General features: G+C 69.8%; 16 protein-coding genes. 8 read left to right on the top strand and 8 right to left on the bottom strand.

The window, feature by feature from the left end:
• The first annotated feature begins 102 nt into the window (after positions 1-102).
• Both OHN74_RS39345 and OHN74_RS39340 read left to right on the top strand, forming a co-directional pair.
• Positions 103-1,578 carry a cytochrome P450 gene (locus tag OHN74_RS39345; RefSeq protein WP_327699339.1) on the top strand — a complete coding sequence of 492 codons (1,476 nt, stop codon included), beginning with the start codon at positions 103-105 and terminating at the stop codon, positions 1,576-1,578.
• A 105-nt stretch (positions 1,579-1,683) separates the two neighbouring features.
• Positions 1,684-1,881, top strand: coding sequence for a DUF5999 family protein (locus tag OHN74_RS39340; RefSeq protein ID WP_327699338.1), 198 nt, complete (start codon positions 1,684-1,686; stop codon positions 1,879-1,881).
• 14 nt (positions 1,882-1,895) lie between these two features.
• Here the strand turns inward: OHN74_RS39340 and OHN74_RS39335 are convergent, their stop codons facing one another.
• From OHN74_RS39335 to OHN74_RS39300, 8 genes are all read right to left on the bottom strand, one after another.
• The gene (locus tag OHN74_RS39335) at positions 1,896-3,200 is read right to left on the bottom strand and encodes an alpha/beta fold hydrolase (protein WP_327699337.1); all 1,305 of its coding nucleotides are present in this window, start codon (positions 3,198-3,200) and stop codon (positions 1,896-1,898) included.
• Positions 3,201-3,322: 122 nt separating this feature from the next.
• A complete protein-coding gene (locus OHN74_RS39330) occupies positions 3,323-4,354 on the bottom strand; it encodes a LacI family DNA-binding transcriptional regulator (protein ID WP_327699336.1) in 1,032 nt (343 codons plus the stop codon).
• A gap of 91 nt (positions 4,355-4,445) precedes the next feature.
• Positions 4,446-5,870, bottom strand: a complete 1,425-nt coding sequence (locus OHN74_RS39325; protein ID WP_327699335.1) for a BNR repeat-containing protein — start codon at positions 5,868-5,870, stop codon at positions 4,446-4,448.
• 54 nt (positions 5,871-5,924) lie between these two features.
• Positions 5,925-6,245 (bottom strand): L-rhamnose mutarotase, encoded by a 321-nt coding sequence (locus OHN74_RS39320; RefSeq protein WP_235472834.1) that lies wholly within the window; start codon positions 6,243-6,245, stop codon positions 5,925-5,927.
• A 16-nt stretch (positions 6,246-6,261) separates the two neighbouring features.
• Positions 6,262-7,344, bottom strand: a complete 1,083-nt coding sequence (gene rhaS / locus OHN74_RS39315) for a rhamnose ABC transporter substrate-binding protein (RefSeq protein ID WP_327699334.1) — start codon at positions 7,342-7,344, stop codon at positions 6,262-6,264.
• 100 nt (positions 7,345-7,444) lie between these two features.
• Positions 7,445-8,440 (bottom strand): ABC transporter permease, encoded by a 996-nt coding sequence (locus OHN74_RS39310; RefSeq protein ID WP_327699333.1) that lies wholly within the window; start codon positions 8,438-8,440, stop codon positions 7,445-7,447.
• Positions 8,433-9,473, bottom strand: coding sequence for an ABC transporter permease (locus OHN74_RS39305; protein WP_327699332.1), 1,041 nt, complete (start codon positions 9,471-9,473; stop codon positions 8,433-8,435). Before OHN74_RS39305 ends, OHN74_RS39310 begins: the two co-directional genes overlap by 8 nt.
• Entirely contained in the window at positions 9,470-10,987 is a 1,518-nt protein-coding gene (locus tag OHN74_RS39300; RefSeq protein WP_327699331.1) for a sugar ABC transporter ATP-binding protein, read from the bottom strand. Before OHN74_RS39300 ends, OHN74_RS39305 begins: the two co-directional genes overlap by 4 nt.
• A gap of 288 nt (positions 10,988-11,275) precedes the next feature.
• Here OHN74_RS39300 and rhaI point away from each other — a divergent pair, with 288 nt between their 5' ends.
• From rhaI to OHN74_RS39270, 6 genes are all read left to right on the top strand, one after another.
• Positions 11,276-12,436 carry an L-rhamnose isomerase gene (gene rhaI, locus OHN74_RS39295; RefSeq protein WP_327699330.1) on the top strand — a complete coding sequence of 387 codons (1,161 nt, stop codon included), beginning with the start codon at positions 11,276-11,278 and terminating at the stop codon, positions 12,434-12,436.
• 119 nt (positions 12,437-12,555) lie between these two features.
• Entirely contained in the window at positions 12,556-14,595 is a 2,040-nt protein-coding gene (locus OHN74_RS39290; protein WP_327699329.1) for a bifunctional aldolase/short-chain dehydrogenase, read from the top strand.
• The gene (locus tag OHN74_RS39285; RefSeq protein ID WP_327699328.1) at positions 14,592-16,058 is read left to right on the top strand and encodes a rhamnulokinase; all 1,467 of its coding nucleotides are present in this window, start codon (positions 14,592-14,594) and stop codon (positions 16,056-16,058) included. The genes OHN74_RS39290 and OHN74_RS39285 overlap by 4 nt, the downstream gene beginning before the upstream one ends.
• Positions 16,059-16,130: 72 nt before the next feature.
• On the top strand, positions 16,131-16,886 hold the full coding sequence (locus OHN74_RS39280; RefSeq protein ID WP_327699327.1) for a (Fe-S)-binding protein: 756 nt from the start codon (positions 16,131-16,133) through the stop codon (positions 16,884-16,886).
• Positions 16,883-18,364 (top strand): lactate utilization protein B, encoded by a 1,482-nt coding sequence (locus OHN74_RS39275; protein WP_327699326.1) that lies wholly within the window; start codon positions 16,883-16,885, stop codon positions 18,362-18,364. The genes OHN74_RS39280 and OHN74_RS39275 overlap by 4 nt, the downstream gene beginning before the upstream one ends.
• Positions 18,361-19,017: a LutC/YkgG family protein gene (locus OHN74_RS39270; RefSeq protein ID WP_327699325.1), complete on the top strand. Its 657-nt coding sequence runs from the start codon at positions 18,361-18,363 to the stop codon at positions 19,015-19,017. The genes OHN74_RS39275 and OHN74_RS39270 overlap by 4 nt, the downstream gene beginning before the upstream one ends.
• Positions 19,018-19,156: the final 139 nt, after the last annotated feature.

Here is a 19,156-nt window from a genome sequence, read left to right as displayed (position 1 = left end):
CACTTTACTTGACGTCGGTTCAACAGCGGGATCAGACTGACCCCGCTATTGAATCCACGTACAACAGGATCAACACGCCGCTGCATCAAGGGAGATGGCGTCATGACCGAGACGGCGACCCGGACCGCTCCGTCCAGGGGATTCCGCAGTGCCGAGCTGGGCTGGCCGGAGCTGCACCGGATCCCGCGTCCGCCGCACCGGATCCCGCTGCTCGGCGACCTGGTCGGTGTCAGCCCCCGTACGCCTCTCCAGGACTCGATGCGGATCGGGCTGCCCCTGGGGCCGATCTTCCGGCGCAGGGCGTTCGGCAAGGAGATCGTGTTCGTGTGGGGCGCGGATCTGACCGCCGATCTGGCGGACGAGTCGCGCTTCGCCAAACATGTGGGCCTCGGGGTGGCCAATCTGCGTCCGGTCGCCGGGGACGGCCTGTTCACCGCGTACAACGACGAGCCCAACTGGCAGCTGGCGCACGACGTCCTCGCTCCCGGATTCAGCCGCGAGGCGATGGAGGGCTACCACCCGATGATGCTGGCCGTGGCCGAGCGGCTCACGGACCACTGGGACCGGGAACTGACGGCGGGCCGTGCGGTGGACGTGCCCGGCGACATGACGAAGCTGACCCTGGAGACGATCGCGCGCACCGGCTTCGGGCACGACTTCGGCTCCTTCGAACGCGAGCGCCCGCACCCCTTCGTGACGGCGATGGTGGGCGCCCTGAACCACGCGCAGTATCTGAACATCGTCCCCGCCCCGCTCGCCCCGCTGCTGCTGCGCCGGGCCACCCGCCGCAACGAGGCGGGCATGGCGTACCTCAACCGCACGGTCGACGAGCTGATCCGGGCCCGCCGAGCGTCGGACGGCGCGGGGGGCGGCACCGGCGACCTGCTGGACCGCATGCTCGACACGACCCACCCGGAGACCGGTGAACGCCTCGCGCCGGAGAACGTGCGCCGACAGGTTCTGACCTTCCTCATCGCGGGCCACGAGACGACGTCCGGCGCGCTCTCCTTCGCCCTGCACTACCTGTCCCGGCACCCCGAGGTCGCCGACCGCGCCCGCGCCGAGGTCGACCGGGTCTGGGGCGGGACGGCCGTCCCCGGCTACGACCAGGTCGCCAAACTGCGGTATGTGCGCCGGGTGCTCGACGAGTCGCTGCGGCTGTGGCCGACGGCACCCGGCTTCGCCCGCGAGGCCCGCCACGACACGGTGCTCGGCGGCGAACATCCGATGCGCGAGGGCGCCTGGACGCTGGTCCTCGCTCCGCTGCTGCACCGCGACCCGGCCGTCTGGGGCGCCGACGCGAGCCGTTTCGACCCGGACCGTTTCGACGCGGCGGCCGTGCGGGCCCGCCCCGCCCACGCGTTCAAGCCCTGGGGCACCGGGGCCCGGGCCTGCATCGGCCGCCAGTTCGCGCTGCACGAGGCGACGCTCGTCCTCGGCCTGCTCCTGCGCCGCTACGACCTCAAGCCCGACCCGGACTACCGGCTGCGGGTGGCGGAACGGCTGACGGTGATACCGGAGGGACTGCGGCTGCACCTCGAACGCCGGTCCCCCGGCACGGAGTTGGCGACTGTCTGAGTCTCGACCTCACAGATGAATTTCCCGGCGTGTCGGTGTCTCCACATACAGAGGAAAACAACCTCCGCTATTACAGAGACAGAACCTTGAGACGCGGGAGAGACCATGTGCACACACCAGCCTCCGTGCCCGTCCGTCGACAGCCCGGACCATGACGCGGCCGTCATCGTCACCGCCCACCCGGAGCAGGGCTGGAACCTGCTCTGCAACGGCACCATCGTCTTCGACGACACAGGTGAACTCCTGCCGGACGGACGGGCCGTGGGCCCGCTGCGCGGCGGCGGAATCGCCGTCGCCGCCTGAGCGACCGGTCGCCGTCACACCTCGTCGCGGGTCAGGGCGAGCAGCCGGTCGAGCACCCGGGGACCGCCCGCCCGCACCCCGTCGTGCTCGAACTCGTCCGTCACCCAGGTCCGCAGCCCTCCGATGGCCCGCGCGGTCTCCAGCGCGTGGCCCGTGTCGACGTACATGTCGTCGTGGTAGACGGCCGCGGCGACCGGGACCTCGTTGCCGGCGAGGCGTGAACGGTCGTACAGGGGCTGCCAGTCGGTATGGGCGGCGAGGAGATCCGCGGTCTCGCGCAGGGGGCGCAGGGCCGGGTCGACGTCGAACATCCAGGGGTGGACGGACTCGCCGGTGAACAGCAACGGGCCGTCGCCCGCGAGGGACTTGCCCGCGTCGAACTGCGGGAACTCGGCGCGCACCCGCTCGGCGGACCAGTCGGTGGGGCGGCCGTCCTGGCCGTAGATGGCCTCGTGGACGAGGGCGTACAGCGGATGGGCGGCGTACGACAGAAGGCCCTGGACCTCCTCCAGGAAGGCGTCGGACAGGGCCGCGCCGCCCGGGGTGCGGACGAAGGCGTCCTCCAGGAGGTAGTGCAGCCGGTGGCTGCCCTCGCCGCCGCCCAGGAGGATGCCGAGGGACTGGAAGGCCTCGGCGGTCAGGCGATAGCCGTTCGGCAGGACCGGCTCGTGCCCGATCACGTACTCGGCGATCCGCCGCGCCCGTTCGACGTCCTGGGGGTAACGCGCGTAGTGCGCGGCGACCTTGCGTTCGATACGGGGATAGGCGGCCCGGTAGACGTCGTCCGCGTGCCCGTCGAGGGAGGGGAGGCCGCCGGTGATCAGCGCGGCGGTCAGGCCCTCGGGCGCCGTCGACAGATAGTTCACCGTGCAGAAGCCGCCGAAGCTCTGGCCGAGGACGGTCCAGGGGGCGCCACCGGTGACCGAGGGGCGTATCGCCTCGCAGTCCCGGACGATCGAGTCCGCGCGGAAACGGGTCAGGTAAACGGCCTGCTCGGCCGGCCCGCCGCGCAGCGGGAGCGTCTGGCGGTTGGCGGGGCTGGAGGCGCCGGTGCCGCGCTGGTCCAGAAGGAGGACACGGAACTCCTCCAGAGCACGGCCGAGCCAGGCCCCCTGGCCGACGAAACGATTCGCCCCGAAGCCCGGACCGCCCTGGAGATAGAGCAGCCACGGCAGGTCGTCCCGGCCCGCCCTGTCACCGGCGACGACCTCGCGGGCGTACAGCTCGATGGTCTCGCCCCCGGGGTCGTCGTGGTCCAGGGGCACGGTGAAACGGCGGTCGGTGAGGACGACACCGGGCTGGCGGTAGCTGACGGTCAACGGGGCTCCCGAGACGGTTGGATTCCAGGCCGCCCCAGTTCAGCACATGTCCGGGGCGCTGCCGAGCCCCGGGATCATGCTGCCGTGCGCGATCCGGTACTGAATCGCGGATCAGTGCCAGGTCAGCGGGCCGACAGACTGGATCGCCGGACCACCAGCTCGGGCTGGAGGACGACCCTGCGGTGGGAGTGACGTCTCGACCCGGACTCCGCCTCCGTCTCGGTCTCCTCCAGGAGGAGTTCCGCGGCCAGGGCGCCCATGGTCACCGCGGGCTGGCGGACGGAGGTCAGCGGGACGGCCGCCGCTGCGGCGAACTCGATGTCGTCGTAGCCGACGATAGCGAGATCGTCCGGGACGCCGACCCCGGCCGCGTACATGGCCTGCAGGACGCCGAGGGCGAGCAGGTCGTTGGCGCAGAAGACGGCGGTCGGGCGGTCGGCGAGGCCCAGAAGACGGGCGCCCGCGTCCCGGCCCGCGGCGACGTCGAGACGCTCGGTGGGCAGCTCGCGCAGCGCCGTGGGGCTGAGGCCGGCCTCGGATAGCGCGTTCATGGCACCCGTGCGGCGGTCGCGCACCTGGTTGAAGCCGGGCGGTCCGCTGACGTACGCGATGGAGCGGTGTCCGGCGTCGACGAGATGGCGTACGGCCAGTGCGCCGCCCGCGACGTCGTCCACGGACACCGAGCACTCGGTGGTGCCCTCGGCGACCCGGTCGACGAGGACGAACGGGATGCCGTGGCGGCGGAACGCGTCGATGTTGCGGCCGGTCGCGTCGGCCGGGGTGAGCAGCACACCGCGCACCCGCTGCTCGGCGAAGAGCGACAGGTAGTCGGCCTCCTCCCCGGCGCTCTGCGCGCTGTTGCAGACCATCACGCCGAGCCCGGCGTCCCGCGCGGCCCGCTCGGCACCGCGCGCCACGTCCACGAAGAAGGGGTTCCCCATGTCGAGGACCAGCAGGCCCATGATCCGGCTGCGCCCTGCGCGCAGCTGACGGGCCGACTCGCTGCGGACGTACCCGAGGCGGTCGATCGCGGACAGCACACGGGCACGGGTCTCGGTGGCGACCGAGTCCGGGCGGTTGATGACGTTCGAGACCGTACCGACGGAGACTCCGGCGGCACGTGCGACGTCCTTGATACCCACCGGCTGGGCCATCAGGCGGGGACCTCCAGAGAAACGAGCGATGCCGGGCAGACCTTTACATTAGCCGCCTGCCCGGCCTTGACTAATCCGCTGATCATTCCGGTCACGAGGGAAGCCGGAAGTCGACGACATGGAGGGCCGAGGGGGTCGTACCGCTCGACGTCACCTGGTAGAGAACCGACAGGACGTTGTCCTGGGCGATCCGCGTCTCGTCGACCACGACCTCGCCGAAGGCGTTCAGACCGCTGCCGTCGAACAGCACCGTCCAGTCGGTGTACCCGGAGGACTTCGAGGCGCCGGCTATGCGCCCGAACGGGAAGATCGCGTAGGCGTTGTCGTACTTGTCGAGGACCAGCTTGGTGCGCTGGCTGGAGTTCAGCGGGACCGGGATCTCGGTCTTCTGCCAGGTGCCGGCGGAGTTCTTGCGCAGGTGGAAGGCGCGGCCGTTGGCGGTGCGGTTGGCGACGTAGTTGGTGGTGCACTGGCCGAAGCGGCCGGGTACGTAGCTGATGATCGCGTGCGGCAGCCCGGACGAGTCGGTGAACTGGCTCTCCTGGTTCATCAGGGAGTGGTCCGGGTTCAGCGCGTCGACCACCAGGCCGCTGTCGGTCACGGCGACCTTGTCGGAGCCGCCGGTGGTGCCGACGAGCGTGCCCGCGTTGTTGCGCCAGGTGCGGCCCCGGTCGTCGGAGTAGACGTAACCGGTGTCGTGGTTGGTGATGCCGCCGCTGTTGCACATGACGGCGCCGTTCTGCTCGCGCCAGGTGAAGAACGAGTGCAGGCGGCCGTTCTTGTCGTAGTCGATGCCGTGCAGGTACATGTTGCGGACCGTCGACGAGCCGTGCTCGCTGGTGTACGTGCCGGTGGAGCTGGACCACTCGCCGAGGTTGGTCCAGGAGGTGCCGTCGTACTCGGCGATCGCGTTGCGCCCGTTGCCGGAGATGCCGGCGCGGTAGCTGAGCTGGAGCTTGCCGTCGGGCGTCGAGACGAACTGCGGGTAGGTGAACTGCGAGGTCAGCGCGAGTCCGTCGAGCGTCGACTGGGGTGTGCCGAAGCGGGACGCGATCCAGCTGAGCCCGGAGGGGTTGTCCATGAGCCCGGCCACCGACTTGACGTAGGTGAAGCCGTCGCTGTGCGAGTCCATGTTGAGGTGGAGGCGGCCGTCGACCTTGGAGACGCCCATGGAGATGACGTTGTGCGAGTCGCTCGACTTGAGGGTGTGCCCGACCTGGACCGTCGCCCAGGTGGTGCCGCCGAGGACACGGCGGCCGACGACGGCGTTCTTGTCGGCGGTGTACCAGACGGCGTACTGGTAGCCCTTGTAGGTCAGCAGGCCGTTCTTCTGGAACGAGTTGTTGTTGACCAGCCCGTCGTAGGACACGAAGAAGACGGCCTGGGAGTCGAGCGTGGTGTTGCCGGTCTGGGTGACCGAGGGGCCGGGGTCGGCGGCGCGGGCGCTGCCGACGGCGAGGGCGGGGGTCACGACGGCACCGGCGAGGGCGGCGCCCAGCAGCGTACGTCTTTTCATCTCGGGGACTCCGTTGTCTTGCGAAATGAGGGGAGTTGAGCGGAGCGGGGGTGATCAGGCGAGGTGGAACACCTCGGTGAGGGGCTTCATGGCCTCGTCGGGACGGGCGCCGTCCAGCGATTCGAAGAACGGCGCCATCTCCGCCTGCCAACGGGCGTTGACCTCTGCGGCTTCCATGCCGGCCTGGGCGGCGGCGAAGTCCTCGGTCTCCAAGTAGCCGACCAGCAGGCCGTCTTCGCGCAGGAAGAGCGAGTAGTTGTGCCAGCCGGTGGCCGAGAGTGCGTCGAGCATCTCGGGCCACACGGCGGCGTGCCGCTCGCGGTACTCGTCGAGGCGGTCCGCCCGGACCTTCAGCAGAAAGCACACGCGTTGCATCAACAGCCCCCGGGAATCAGAAGTTGAACTGGTCGATGTTGTCCTTGGTGAACACGGTCGGCTTGCCGAGGCTGATCACGCCGTCCTTGCCGATGGTGTACTCGCCCATGTCGCCGGCCTTGAAGGTCTCGCCCTCCTTGCCGGTGATCTGACCCGAGACCAGCGCGACAGCGGTGTACGCGGCGAGCGCGCCGAGCTTCGCCGGGTCCCACAGCTCGAAGCCCTCGACGGTGCCGTTCTTGACGTACTTGCGCATGTCGTTGGGGGTGCCGAGGCCGGTCAGCTTGACCTTGCCCTTGTACTTCGAGCCGGACAGGTACTGGGCGGCGGCCTTGATGCCGACGGTGGTCGGGGAGATGATCCCCTTCAGGTTCGGGTACTCCTGGAGGAGGCCCTGGGTCTGCTGGAAGGACTGCTGGGCGTCGTCGTTGCCGTACGCGACCTTGACCAGCTTGATGTCCTTGTACTTCGGGTCCGCGAGCTCCTTCTTCATGAAGTCGATCCAGATGTTCTGGTTCGTCGCGGTCTGGGCGGCGGACAGGATCGCGATCTCGCCCTTGTAGCCGATCTGCTCAGCGAGCAGCTGCACCTCGGTACGGCCCAGGTCCTCGGCGCTGGCCTGCGAGACGGCGGCGTTGCGACAGTCCGTCTTGGTGTCCGAGTCGTAGGTGACGACCTTGATGTCGTTCTTCATGGCCTGCTTGAGCGCGGTGCACAGGGCGCCCGGGTCCTGCGCGGACACGGCGATCGCGTCGACCTGCTGCTGCGTCAGCGTGTTGACGTAGGAGACCTGCCCGGAGGTGTCGGTGGCACTGCTGGGGCCGACCTCCTTGTAGCTGGAGCCCAGCGCCTTCAGCGCCTCCTCGCCGCCCTTGTCGGCGGAGGTGAAGTACGGGTTGTTGACCTGCTTCGGCAGGAAGCCGACGGTCAGGCCCTTCTTGGTGGCCGCGTTCGGGTCGGCCTTGCCGGTCGCGGCGGCCGAGGCGCCCTCGTCCTTGACGTCGTTCTTGGTGGTGCCACCACAGGCGGTGAGCGCCAGAGCGAGGGAGGTGGCAGCGGCGAGAGCCGCGGAGGCCCGGCGGACGGATGACTTGCGCATGAGGGTTCCTTAGAACAGAGGGTGAGTGGAGTGCCCCTTTGCAGGGGCGCGGGGAACTGCGCGACCAGCCACGACGGACCGGCACCTTACGAACGGCCTGCTACGTAAGCTTTTGAGACGCCCTTGCCAGCGAGACCTGCCGAGCGACCCGAGGTCCAAGCACGGACAGCACGAGCAGAATGCCGGTGACGACGATCTGCGACTGGGCCGAGACATCCTGCAGGCTCATCACGTTCTGCAGCGCACCGAGCAGGAAGACTCCCGCAATCGCACCGCCGAGCGTGCCCTTGCCTCCGTCGAAGTCGATGCCACCCAGCAACACGGCGGCGATGACGGACAGTTCGAGCCCGGTGGCATTGTCATAGCGAGCGCTGGCGTAGTGCAGCGCCCAGAAGATCCCGGTGAGGGAGGCGGTGAGACCGGTCACCGCGAACAGGATCAGCTTCTGCCGCTTGACCCGGAGGCCGGCGAAGCGGGCCGCCTCCTCGTTCGCACCGATCGCGAACAGCGAGCGGCCGAACGGGGTGGCGTGCAGCACGACCACGGCGATCGCGAGCAGCACCAGGAAAGGCAGCAGGGCGTACGGGATGAAGGTGTCCCCGATGCGTCCGGCGGCGAAGTCCAGGTACTGGGTGGGGAAGTCGGTCACCGCGTCGGAGCCGAGCACGATCTGTGCGATGCCCCGGTAGGCGGCCATGGTGCCGATGGTGACGGCGAGCGAGGGCAGACCGAGGCGGGTGACGAGCAGCCCGTTGATCAGCCCGCAGACGACTCCGAGGACCAGGCAGATCGGGATGATCACCTCGATCGTCAGGCCCTGGTTCCACAGGGCCCCCATCACCGCCCCGGAGAGTCCCGCGGTGGAGGCGACGGACAGATCGATCTCGCCGGAGACGACGAGGAGGGTCATGGGCAGCGCGATGAGCGCGATCGGGAGGGTGTTGCCGATCAGGAAGGACAGGTTGAGCCCGTTGCCGAACCCGTCCACGAAGCCGAAGGACAGCAGCAGGACGACGACGAGGAGGACGCCGACGGCGGAATCCCACCTTTTCAAGGAGGCCCCGCGGACGGCACGCGCGAGCGACGAGTCAGCCATGGCGGGCGTTCCTCTTCTTCAGGGCGGACGCCACGCGCAGGGCGACGATCCGGTCGACCGCGATGGCGAGGATGAGCAGGATGCCGTTGATGGCCATGACCCACACCGAGCTGACGCCGAGGGCGGGCAGCACGCTGTTGATGGAGGTCAGCAGCAGGGCGCCGAGCGCGGCCCCGTAGACGCTGCCCGAGCCGCCGGTGAAGACGACACCACCGACCACGACCGCGCTGACGACGGTGAGTTCGTAGCCGTTGCCCGTGCTGGAGTCGACGTTGCCGAACCGCGCGAGATAGAGCGCGCCGGCGAGTCCGGCGAGGGCGCCGCAGAAGGTGTACGCGGTGAGGATCCGCTTGCGCACGGGGATGCCGGCGAGCCGGGCGGCCTCGGGGTTGGAGCCGAGCGCGTACAGCTCACGGCCGCTGCCGAACTGCCTGAGGTAGTAGGCGGTGGCGATGAGTACGGCGAGCGCGATCAGCGCGAGGTACGGGACCGCCGTGATGCCGCCGGAGCCGAAGTCGACGAATCCGTCCGGGAGGTCGGCCGCCGTGATCTGCCGGGAGCCGACCCAGATGGAGTCGATGCCGCGGATGATGTAGAGCGTGCCGAGGGTGACGACGAGGGCGGGTACCTGGCCGAAGCTGACGAGCAGTCCGTTGAGGAGCCCGAAGCCGATGCCCAGGAGGACGGCCAGGGCGATGGCCACGACGGGGTTTCCGCCGTCCTGGAGGTAGAGGCCGGCGGCGAAGGCGCTGATGCCGAGCGTCGAGCCGACCGACAGGTCGACGTTGCGGGTGATGACCACCAGCGACTGGCCGGTGGCGACCAGGACCAGGATCGTCGCGTTCAGCAGCAGGTCCTTGATGCCCTGCTCGGACAGGAACTCGCTGTTGCCGGCCTGGGTGACGGCGATCATCACCAGGAAGACGACCAGGATGGCGAGTTCGCGCATCTTGAAGACGCGGTCCACCAGCCGGGTGCCACTGGACTTGGGCACCTCTGCGGCGGGGGCGGGATTGGGAGCGGTCACCGTCATGCGGCGGCCCTCCCGGTGGCTGCGGCCATCACCGTTTCCTCGGTTGCTTCGGAGCGCGGGATCTCGGCGGCGAGGCGGCCTTCGTGCATCACGAGCACGCGGTCGGCCATACCGAGGATCTCGGGCAGGTCGGAGGAGATCATCAGCACGGCCACCCCGTCGGCGGCCAGCTCGCTGAGCAGGCGGTGCACCTCGGCCTTGGTGCCGACGTCGATGCCCCGGGTGGGCTCGTCGACGATCAGCACCCTCGGGCCGGTGGCGAGCCACTTGGCCAGGACGACCTTCTGCTGGTTGCCGCCGGACAGCGTGTTGACGGTGTCGGCGATACGGGCGTACTTGACCTGGAGCTTCACGGCCCAGTCGAGGGAGCGGCTGCGCTCGGCGCCCCGGTCCATCAGCCCGGCCCTGACGGTCGTACGAAGACCCGTGAGGCCGATGTTCCGCTCGATGGACATGTCCATCACCAGGCCCTGGGCGCGGCGGTCCTCGGGGACGAGGGCGAGCCCGGCGGCCATCGCCGTGGAGGGGGCGCCGTTCGTCAGCAGGGTGCCGTCCACCTCGACCTCGCCCGCGTCCCAGCGGTCGATGCCGAAGACGGCGCGTGCCACCTCGGTACGGCCGGCGCCTACGAGGCCGGCGAGGCCCACGATCTCGCCGTGGCGGACGTCGAAGGAGATGTCGGTGAAGACGCCCTCACGGGTCAGGCGGCGCACGCTGAGTGCGACCTCGCCGGCCTCCACGTCCTGCTTCGGGTAGAGCTCGTCGAGATCGCGGCCGACCATCCGGCGTACGAGATCGTCCTCGGTCATGCCGTCGATCGGCTCGCTGGCGATCCAGGCACCGTCACGGAGGGTCGTCACCTGCTGGCAGATCTGGAAGATCTCCTCCAGCCGGTGCGAGATGAACAGCACGGCGGCGCCCTGTTCGCGCAGGGTGCGCACTACGCCGAAGAGGCGGGCGACCTCGCTGCCGGTGAGGGCCGCGGTCGGCTCGTCCATGATCAGGACGCGGGCGTCGAAGGAGAGCGCCTTGGCGATCTCGACGATCTGCTGGTCCGCGATGGACAGGCCGCGGGCGGGGCGGTCGGGATCGAGTTCGACGCCGAGTCGCCGCATCAGCGCGGCGGTCGCCGCGTGGGTGGCCTTGTGGTCGATCCGGCCGAGGGCGCGCCGGGGCTGGCGGCCCATGAAGATGTTCTCGGCGATCGAGAGGTCCGGGAAGAGCGTGGGCTCCTGGTAGATCACGGCGATACCCGCGTCGCGGGCGTCGCCGGGACCGTGGAAGACGACGGGCGCGCCGTCGAGCAGCACCTGGCCGGCGTCCGGTCGGTGCACCCCGGCGAGCGTCTTGATGAGAGTGGACTTACCGGCGCCGTTCTCACCGGCGAGTGCGTGCACTTCGCCGGGAAACAGCTGCATGGAGACGTCCCGCAGGGCACGCACCGCACCGAAGGACTTCGAGATGTCCTTGAGTGCCAGCACAGGGGCCGGCCCCGGGTCGGACGGGTGGGTCATGAGGGCTCCTCGACGACGCCTGTGGGACTGGCCTCACGACGTCGTGAAAGGTTTCAACTGGGTTGCCGGGACGTTAGACACGGGAGACATGTCACGTCAATGGGTCTGTGTCGAAATTCTTTCGATAATTGAAGGTCACAGGCAAGTCACGGAGGCCCGAATCGGTCAGAGGACTTGACACCCCTTCGGGCGGCTCATAGCTTCCCGTTCTGAATCGTTTCATCAGACCGTCGTTCCGCGTGCTGATTACCAGCAGTCGTTCCGACCCGATGTCACAGGAGTCCTGAAGTGACCGAGCTCAGCGCGGTGAAGGCCGCTCTCAAGGCCCAGGCCATCGAAACGCCGTCATGGGCGTACGGGAACTCGGGGACCCGTTTCAAGGTGTTCGCCCAGCCCGGTGTCCCCCGGAACCCCTTCGAGAAGCTGGACGACGCCGCCCAGGTGCACGCCTTCACCGGAGTCGCGCCGACCGTCGCCCTGCACATTCCGTGGGACAAGGTCGAGGACTACGCGGCTCTCGCCAAGTACGCGCAGGAGCGCGGCCTGAAGCTGGGCGCGATCAACTCGAACACCTTCCAGGACGACGACTACAAGCTCGGCAGCATCTGTCACCCGGACGCGGTGGTTCGGCGCAAGGCGCTCGGCCATCTGCTCGAATGCATCGACATCATGGACGCCACCGGGTCCAAGGACCTGAAGCTGTGGTTCGCCGACGGGACGAACTACCCCGGCCAGGACGACATCCGTGAACGGCAGGACCGGCTCTCCGAGGCGCTGGCCGCGGTGTACGAGCGGCTCGGCGACGACCAGCGGATGCTCCTCGAGTACAAGTTCTTCGAGCCGGCCTTCTACGCGACCGACGTCCCGGACTGGGGCACGGCGTACGCGCACTGCCTCAAGCTCGGTCCGAAGGCACAGGTCGTGGTCGACACCGGGCACCACGCGCCCGGGACCAACATCGAGTTCATCGTCGCGACACTGCTGCGCGAGGGGAAGCTCGGCGCGTTCGACTTCAACTCGCGGTTCTACGCGGACGACGACCTGATGGTCGGCTCGGCGGACCCGTTCCAGCTGTTCCGGATCATGTACGAGGTGATCCGGGGCGGAGGGTTCGTTCCCGAGGTGGCGTTCATGCTGGACCAGTGCCACAACATCGAGGCGAAGATTCCGGCGATCATCCGGTCGGTGATGAACGTTCAGGAGGCGACGGGCAAGGCACTCCTTGTTGACGGGGTGGCCTTGGCTGCTGCTCAGCGTGCCGGGGATGTGCTGGCCGCCAACGCGGTGCTGATGGACGCGTACAACACGGATGTCCGGCCGTTGCTCGTGGAGGTTCGGGAGGAGCTGGGGCTGGACGGGGATCCGATCGCCGCGTATGCCCGGTCCGGGTGGGGTTCGAAGATCGCTGCGGAGCGGGTTGGTGGGGAGCAGGCGGGGTGGGGAGCCTAGGTTCTGGGGCTCCGTCCGCCTGGTTCGGTTTGGCGCAGGCTGCCGGTTCGTCGTGGCTTGTCGCGCAGTTCCCCGCGCCCCTGTCGGGGCGCTACACATCACGTAAGGATTGAACACGCATGGCTACCCATCCTGAAGCCGCCGCCCTCATCGCTCGGTCCCGTCGGCTCGGTGCTGACGCCCGGAACACCAACTACGCGGGTGGGAACACGTCCGCGAAGGGGACCGACACCGACCCCGTCACCGGTGGTGATGTCGAGCTGATGTGGGTCAAGGGGTCCGGGGGTGACCTGGGCACCCTGACCGAGGGTGGGCTGGCCGTGCTGCGGCTGGACCGGCTGCACGCGCTCAAGGGGGTCTATCCGGGCGTCGAGCGCGAGGACGAGATGGTCGCCGCGTTCGACTACTGCCTGCACGGCAAGGGCGGAGCGGCTCCGTCCATCGACACCGCGATGCACGGGCTCGTGGACGCCGCGCACGTGGATCACCTCCACCCCGACTCCGGTATCGCGCTGGCCTGCGCAGCCGACGGGGAGAAGCTGACCGCCGAGTGTTTCGGGGACAGCGTGGTGTGGGTGCCGTGGCGGCGCCCCGGATTCCAGCTCGGGCTGGACATCGCCGCCGTGAAGGCCGACAACCCGCAGGCGATCGGATGCATCCTCGGCGGACACGGCATCACCGCCTGGGGCGACACCGCCGAGGAGTGCGAGAGGAACTCGCTGCACATCATCCGTACCGCCGAGGCGTTCCTGGCCGAGCGCGGCAGGGCCGAGCCGTTCGGCCCGGTGGTCGAGGGGTACGCGGCCCTCGCGCCCGAGGAGCGGCGTGAGCGGGCCGCCGCGCTCGCACCGTACGTGCGGGCCATCGCCTCGCGGGACAAGCCGCAGGTCGGGCACTTCACCGACTCGGACGTCGTGCTGGACTTCGTGTCGCGCGCCGAGCACCCCCGGCTGGCGGCCCTCGGCACCTCCTGCCCGGACCACTTCCTGCGCACCAAGGTCAGGCCGCTCGTCCTCGACCTGCCGGCCGCCGCTCCCCTGGACGAGGCCATCGCGCGGCTCAAGGAGCTGCACGCCGAGTACCGCGAGGAGTACGCGGCCTACTACGGGCGCAACGCCCTGCCCGACTCCCCCGCGATGCGCGGCGCCGACCCGGCGATCGTGCTGATCCCGGGCGTGGGCATGTTCAGCTTCGGCAAGGACAAGCAGACCGCCCGGGTGGCCGGCGAGTTCTACGTCAACGCGATCAACGTGATGCACGGGGCCGAGGCGGTCTCGACGTACGCGCCGATCGAGGAGTCGGAGAAGTTCCGGATCGAGTACTGGGCGCTGGAGGAGGCGAAGCTCCAGCGGATGCCGAAGCCGAAGGCGCTGGCCACTCGGGTCGCTCTTGTCACCGGCGCGGGCAGCGGCATCGGCAAGGCCATCGCCGAGCGGCTGGTCGCCGAGGGTGCCTGTGTCGTCGTCGCCGACCTCAACGCCGAGAACGCCCAGGCTGTGGCGGAGGAGCTCGGCGGGTCCGACAAGGCTGTCGCCGTCACCGTGGACGTCACGTCCGAGGAGCAGATCGCCGAGGCGTTCAAGGCCGCCGCGCTGGCCTTCGGCGGTGTGGACCTGGTCGTCAACAACGCGGGGATCTCCATCTCCAAGCCGCTGCTGGAGACCTCGGCCCGCGACTGGGACCTGCAGCACGACATCATGGCGCGCGGTTCGTTCCTCGTCTCGCGTGAGGCGGCGCGGGTGATGATCGCGCAGGAACTCGGCGGCGACATCATCTACATCGCCTCCAAGAACGCCGTCTTCGCCGGACCGAACAACATCGCCTACTCCGCCACCAAGGCCGACCAGGCGCACCAGGTGCGGCTGCTCGCCGCCGAGCTCGGCGAGCACGGCATCCGGGTCAACGGCATCAACCCCGACGGTGTGGTGCGCGGCTCCGGGATCTTCGCCGGTGGGTGGGGCGCGCAGCGTGCGGCCACGTACGGCATCGAGGAGGAGAAGCTCGGCGAGTTCTACGCCCAGCGGACCATCCTCAAGCGCGAGGTGCTGCCCGCGCACGTCGCCAACGCCGTGTTCGCGCTCACCGGTGGCGAGCTCACGCACACCACCGGGCTGCACGTGCCGGTCGACGCCGGCGTCGCCGCCGCCTTCCTGCGATGAGCCGGACCGTCAAGTCGTACGCCGCGGTCGACCTCGGCGCGTCCAGCGGGCGCGTCATGGTCGGCCGGGTCGGGTCCGACACGCTGGAGCTGGCCGAGGCGCACCGGTTCGTGAACCGGCCCGTGCGGGTGCCCGAGGGGCTGCGCTGGGATGTTCTCGCGCTGTACGGGGGTGTCCTCGACGGGTTGCGGGCGGCCGGTGCCCACTGCGGTGGAGAACTGTCCTCCGTCGGCATCGACAGCTGGGCCGTGGACTACGGCCTGCTGGATGCCGACGGTGCCCTGCTGGGCAACCCGGTGCACTACCGCGACACCCGCACCGAGGGTGTCGCGGAGAAGGTGTGGGCGTCCGTCCCGGCCGCCGAGCTGTACGCGGCGACCGGGTTGCAGTACGCGCCCTTCAACACCCTCTACCAGCTGGCGGCAGCCCGCGACACCCGCCAACTGGCCGCCGCAAAGCGGCTGTTGCTCATCCCGGACCTGCTGACGTACTGGCTGACGGGCGAGGCCGGCACCGAGCTGACCAACGCCTCCACCACCCAGCTGATCGACCCCCGCACCCGCGACTGGGCCCATGACATCGCGCGGAGGCTGGACATCGATCTCGGGCTGTTCGCGCCGCTGCGGCAGCCCGGCGATCCGGCGGGCGTGCTGCGGGCCGAGGTGCTGGAGGAGACCGGGCTCACCGGGCCGGTGCCGGTGACCACGGTCGGGTCGCACGACACCGCCTCCGCGGTGGCCGCCGTTCCGGCGGTGGACGAGCGCTTCGCCTACATCTGCACCGGCACCTGGTCCCTGGCGGGCCTGGAGCTGGACGCGCCCGTCCTCTCCGAGGAGAGCCGGGCCGCCAACTTCACCAATGAGCTGGGGCTCGACGGCACGGTCCGCTATCTGCGGAACATCATGGGGCTGTGGCTGCTCCAGGAGTGCGTACGGGCCTGGGGGAACCCCGATCTGGGCGACCTGCTGCGGGCGGCGGGCGAGGCACCGGGGCTGCGGTCCGTGGTGGACGCGGGGGACGCGGCATTTCTGGCGCCCGGGCGGATGCCGGAGCGGATCGCCGAGGCCTGCCGGGCCTCCGGGCAGCCGGTGCCCGGGACTCCGGGCGAGATCACCCGCTGCATCCTCGACTCCCTCGCCCTCGCCCATCGGCGGGCGGTGGCGGACGCCCAGCGGCTCGCCGGGCACTCCGTCGACGCCGTGCACATCGTGGGAGGTGGGACGCGCAACGAGCTGCTGTGCCAACTCACCGCCGACGCCTGCGGGTTGCCGGTGGTGGCGGGTCCGGCCGAGGCCGCCGCGCTCGGCAACGTCCTCGTCCAGGCGAGGGCCCACGGCCTCGTCGGCGACCGTACGGACATGCGCCGGCTGCTCGCCCGTACCCAGCCGCTGACCCGCTACGAGCCGTCCGGCGGCCAGGCGGCGTGGCGCGCGGCGGAGGCCCGTCTCACCGACGCCCGGTGAGACGGGGATTCCCCCATCGCGCGACCTCCGCGTACTCTGCACCCATCCGATGACCGATCACTAGGAGCCGCGATGCGTGTCGCCCTGTTCCTGACCTGTGTCAACGACACGCTCTATCCCGACACGGGTCGCGCCGTGGTGAAACTGCTGACCAGGCTGGGTGTCGAGGTCGACTTCCCGATGGCTCAGACCTGCTGCGGACAGGCGCACTACAACACCGGGTACCGGCACGAGGCCGAGCCTCTCGCCCGTCATTTCTCCGATGTATTCGCGGGGTACGAGGCGATCGTCACGCCCTCCGGGTCATGCGGCGCGATGGTGCGGGAGCTGTATCCGCGGATGGGTGAGCGGGCCCGGGCCGAGGGGCGCGGGGACGGGCTCGCGGTCACGCTGGCGCCCGTGGTCCCGAAGACGTACGAGCTGACGGAGTTCCTGGTGGACGTGCTGGGGGTGACGGACGTGGGCGCCTACTACCCGCACACCGTCACCTACCACCCGACGTGCCACGGGCTGCGCAGCCTGGGGCTGGCCGACCGGCCGTTCAAGCTGCTCCAGGCCGTCAAGGGTCTTGAGCTGCGCGAGCTGCCCGGGGCCGACGAGTGCTGTGGCTTCGGCGGCACGTTCGCGCTGAAGAACGCCGATGTCTCGGCGGCGATGGGCACCGACAAGGTGCGCAACGCCGAGTCGACGGGCGCGGAGGTGCTGTGCGCCGCCGACAACTCGTGTCTCATGCACATCGGCGGGACCATGACCCGGCTGAGCACCGGTATGCGGCCGGTGCACATCGCGGAGATCCTGGCCGGCACGGAAGAGGAGCCGAGCGTATGAGCGGCGGAACGTTCGTCGGGATGCCGGCGTTTCCCGAGGCGGCCCACGAGGCGGTCAGCAACAAGACCCTGCGCGCCAATCTGCGCCACGCCACCCACACCATCCGCGGCAAACGGGCGAAAGCCGTCGCCGAGATGTCCGACTGGGCTCAGCTGCGCGAGGCGGGCAAGCGGATCAAGGACCACACGCTCCGCCATCTCGACCGCTATCTCGTCCAGTTGGAGGAGTCGGTCACGGCGGCGGGCGGTGTCGTGCACTGGGCCGCCGACGCGGACGAGGCCAACCAGATCGTCATCGACCTGGTGCGGATGACCGGCGAGTCGGAGGTCGTCAAGGTCAAGTCGATGGCCACGCAGGAGATCGGGCTGAACGAGGCCCTGGAGGCCGAGGGGATCGCGGCCTACGAGACCGATCTCGCCGAGCTGATCGTGCAGTTGGGCAAGGACCGGCCTTCGCACATCCTCGTCCCGGCGATCCACCGCAACCGGGGTGAGATCCGGGACATCTTCACCCGTGAGATGAGCGAATGGGGCCGCCCGGCCCCCGAGGGCCTCACCGACACACCCGCCGAACTGGCCGAGGCGGCACGGCTGCATCTCCGGGAGAAGTTCCTGCGCGCCAAGGTGGGAGTCTCCGGCGCCAACTTCATGGTCGCCGAGACCGGCACCCTGGTCGTGGTCGAGTCGGAGGGCAACGGGCGGATGTGCCTGACCCTGCCCGAGACGCTCATCTCGGTCGTCGGCATCGAGAAGATCGTGCCGACCTGGCAGGACCTGGAGGTCTTCCTCCAGACACTCCCCCGCTCCTCGACCGCCGAGCGCATGAACCCGTACACGTCGACCTGGACCGGTACGACGGACGGGGACGGACCCCAGACCTTCCACCTGGTCCTGATCGACAACGGCCGCACCGACACCCTCGCCGACGAGGTCGGCCGCCAGGCCCTGCGCTGTATCCGCTGCTCGGCCTGTCTGAACGTGTGCCCGGTGTACGAGCGGGCCGGCGGTCACGCCTACGGCTCCGTCTATCCCGGCCCGATCGGCGCCATCCTCAGCCCTCAGCTCCGGGGCACCGCGAGCGAGATCGACGCCTCGCTCCCGTACGCCTCCTCGCTGTGCGGGGCCTGCTACGAGGTGTGCCCGGTCGCCATCGACATCCCGGAGGTGCTGGTGCATCTGCGCGAGCGGGTCGTCCAGGGCGGACCGGCCACCCGGGAGGGCAACAAGGTGGTGCTGAAGCCCGCGAAGGGGCACGCCGCCGAGCGGGCCGCCATGCGCGCCGCCCGCTGGGCGTTCGGCCACCCCGGCGCCCTGCGCACCGGCCAACGGCTCGCCTCCCGCACCCGCCGCTTCCACCCCCGCACCCTGCCCGGGCCCGGCAGGGCCTGGAGCGGCACCCGTGACCTGCCGGCCGTGCCGGCGGAGCCGTTCCGCGACTGGTGGCAGCGCACCCACGGCGGAAAGGACACCACGAAGTGAACAGCCGCGACCTGATCCTGGGCCGGGTGCGCCGGGCCCTCGCCGACGTTCCCCGCGACGACACGCCGTACGACCAGGCCGTCGACCGCGACTATCTGCGTGAGCACGGGAACCTCGGCGTCGAGGAGACCGTCGAACTCCTCGCCGAGAACCTGGCGGACTACCGGGCGATCGTGCACCGCTGTACCGACGCCGAACTCCCCGCCCAGCTCGCCGGGATGCTGGCCGCGCACGGCTCGACGTCGGTGGTCGTGCCCCCCGGGCTCCCGCCCGCGTGGCTGTCGGCCGCGGACATCACCCGGGTCGAGGACCGCGCGGAGAGCACCGTGTACGACCTGGACGAGGTCGACAGCGTCGTCACCGCGTGCGCCCTGGCCATCGCAGAGACCGGCACCATCGTCCTGGACGGTGGTCCTGACCAGGGGCGCCGCCGGATCACTCTGGTCCCCGATCACCACATCTGTGTCGTACGGGTCCCCGACCAGGTCGTCTCCTCGGTCCCCCAGGCTTTCGAACTCCTGGACCCGGCACGGGTGTTGACATGGATCTCCGGGCCGTCCGCGACCAGTGACATCGAACTCGACCGGGTCGAGGGGGTGCACGGTCCACGCACCCTGGAGGTGGTGCTGGTGAGCGGTGACGGCCGGGCGTGAACGGGCTCGAGGGGCCGGCCACCGCGACGACCGGCCCCGGCCGTGGAGGGCCGTCGCGAGGATTCGTGCGTGACAGGTGTGGTGAACAAGCGCTTAGATAGTGACTCGGAACCCGTTCACGCCCCTGCTGGAGGCCCCG

The organism is Streptomyces sp. NBC_00459 (assembly GCF_036013955.1).
GTDB lineage: Bacteria > Actinomycetota > Actinomycetes > Streptomycetales > Streptomycetaceae > Streptomyces.
The sequence above is the reverse complement of the archived record's forward strand: the minus strand, read 5'-3'. Positions and strand labels throughout refer to the sequence as shown.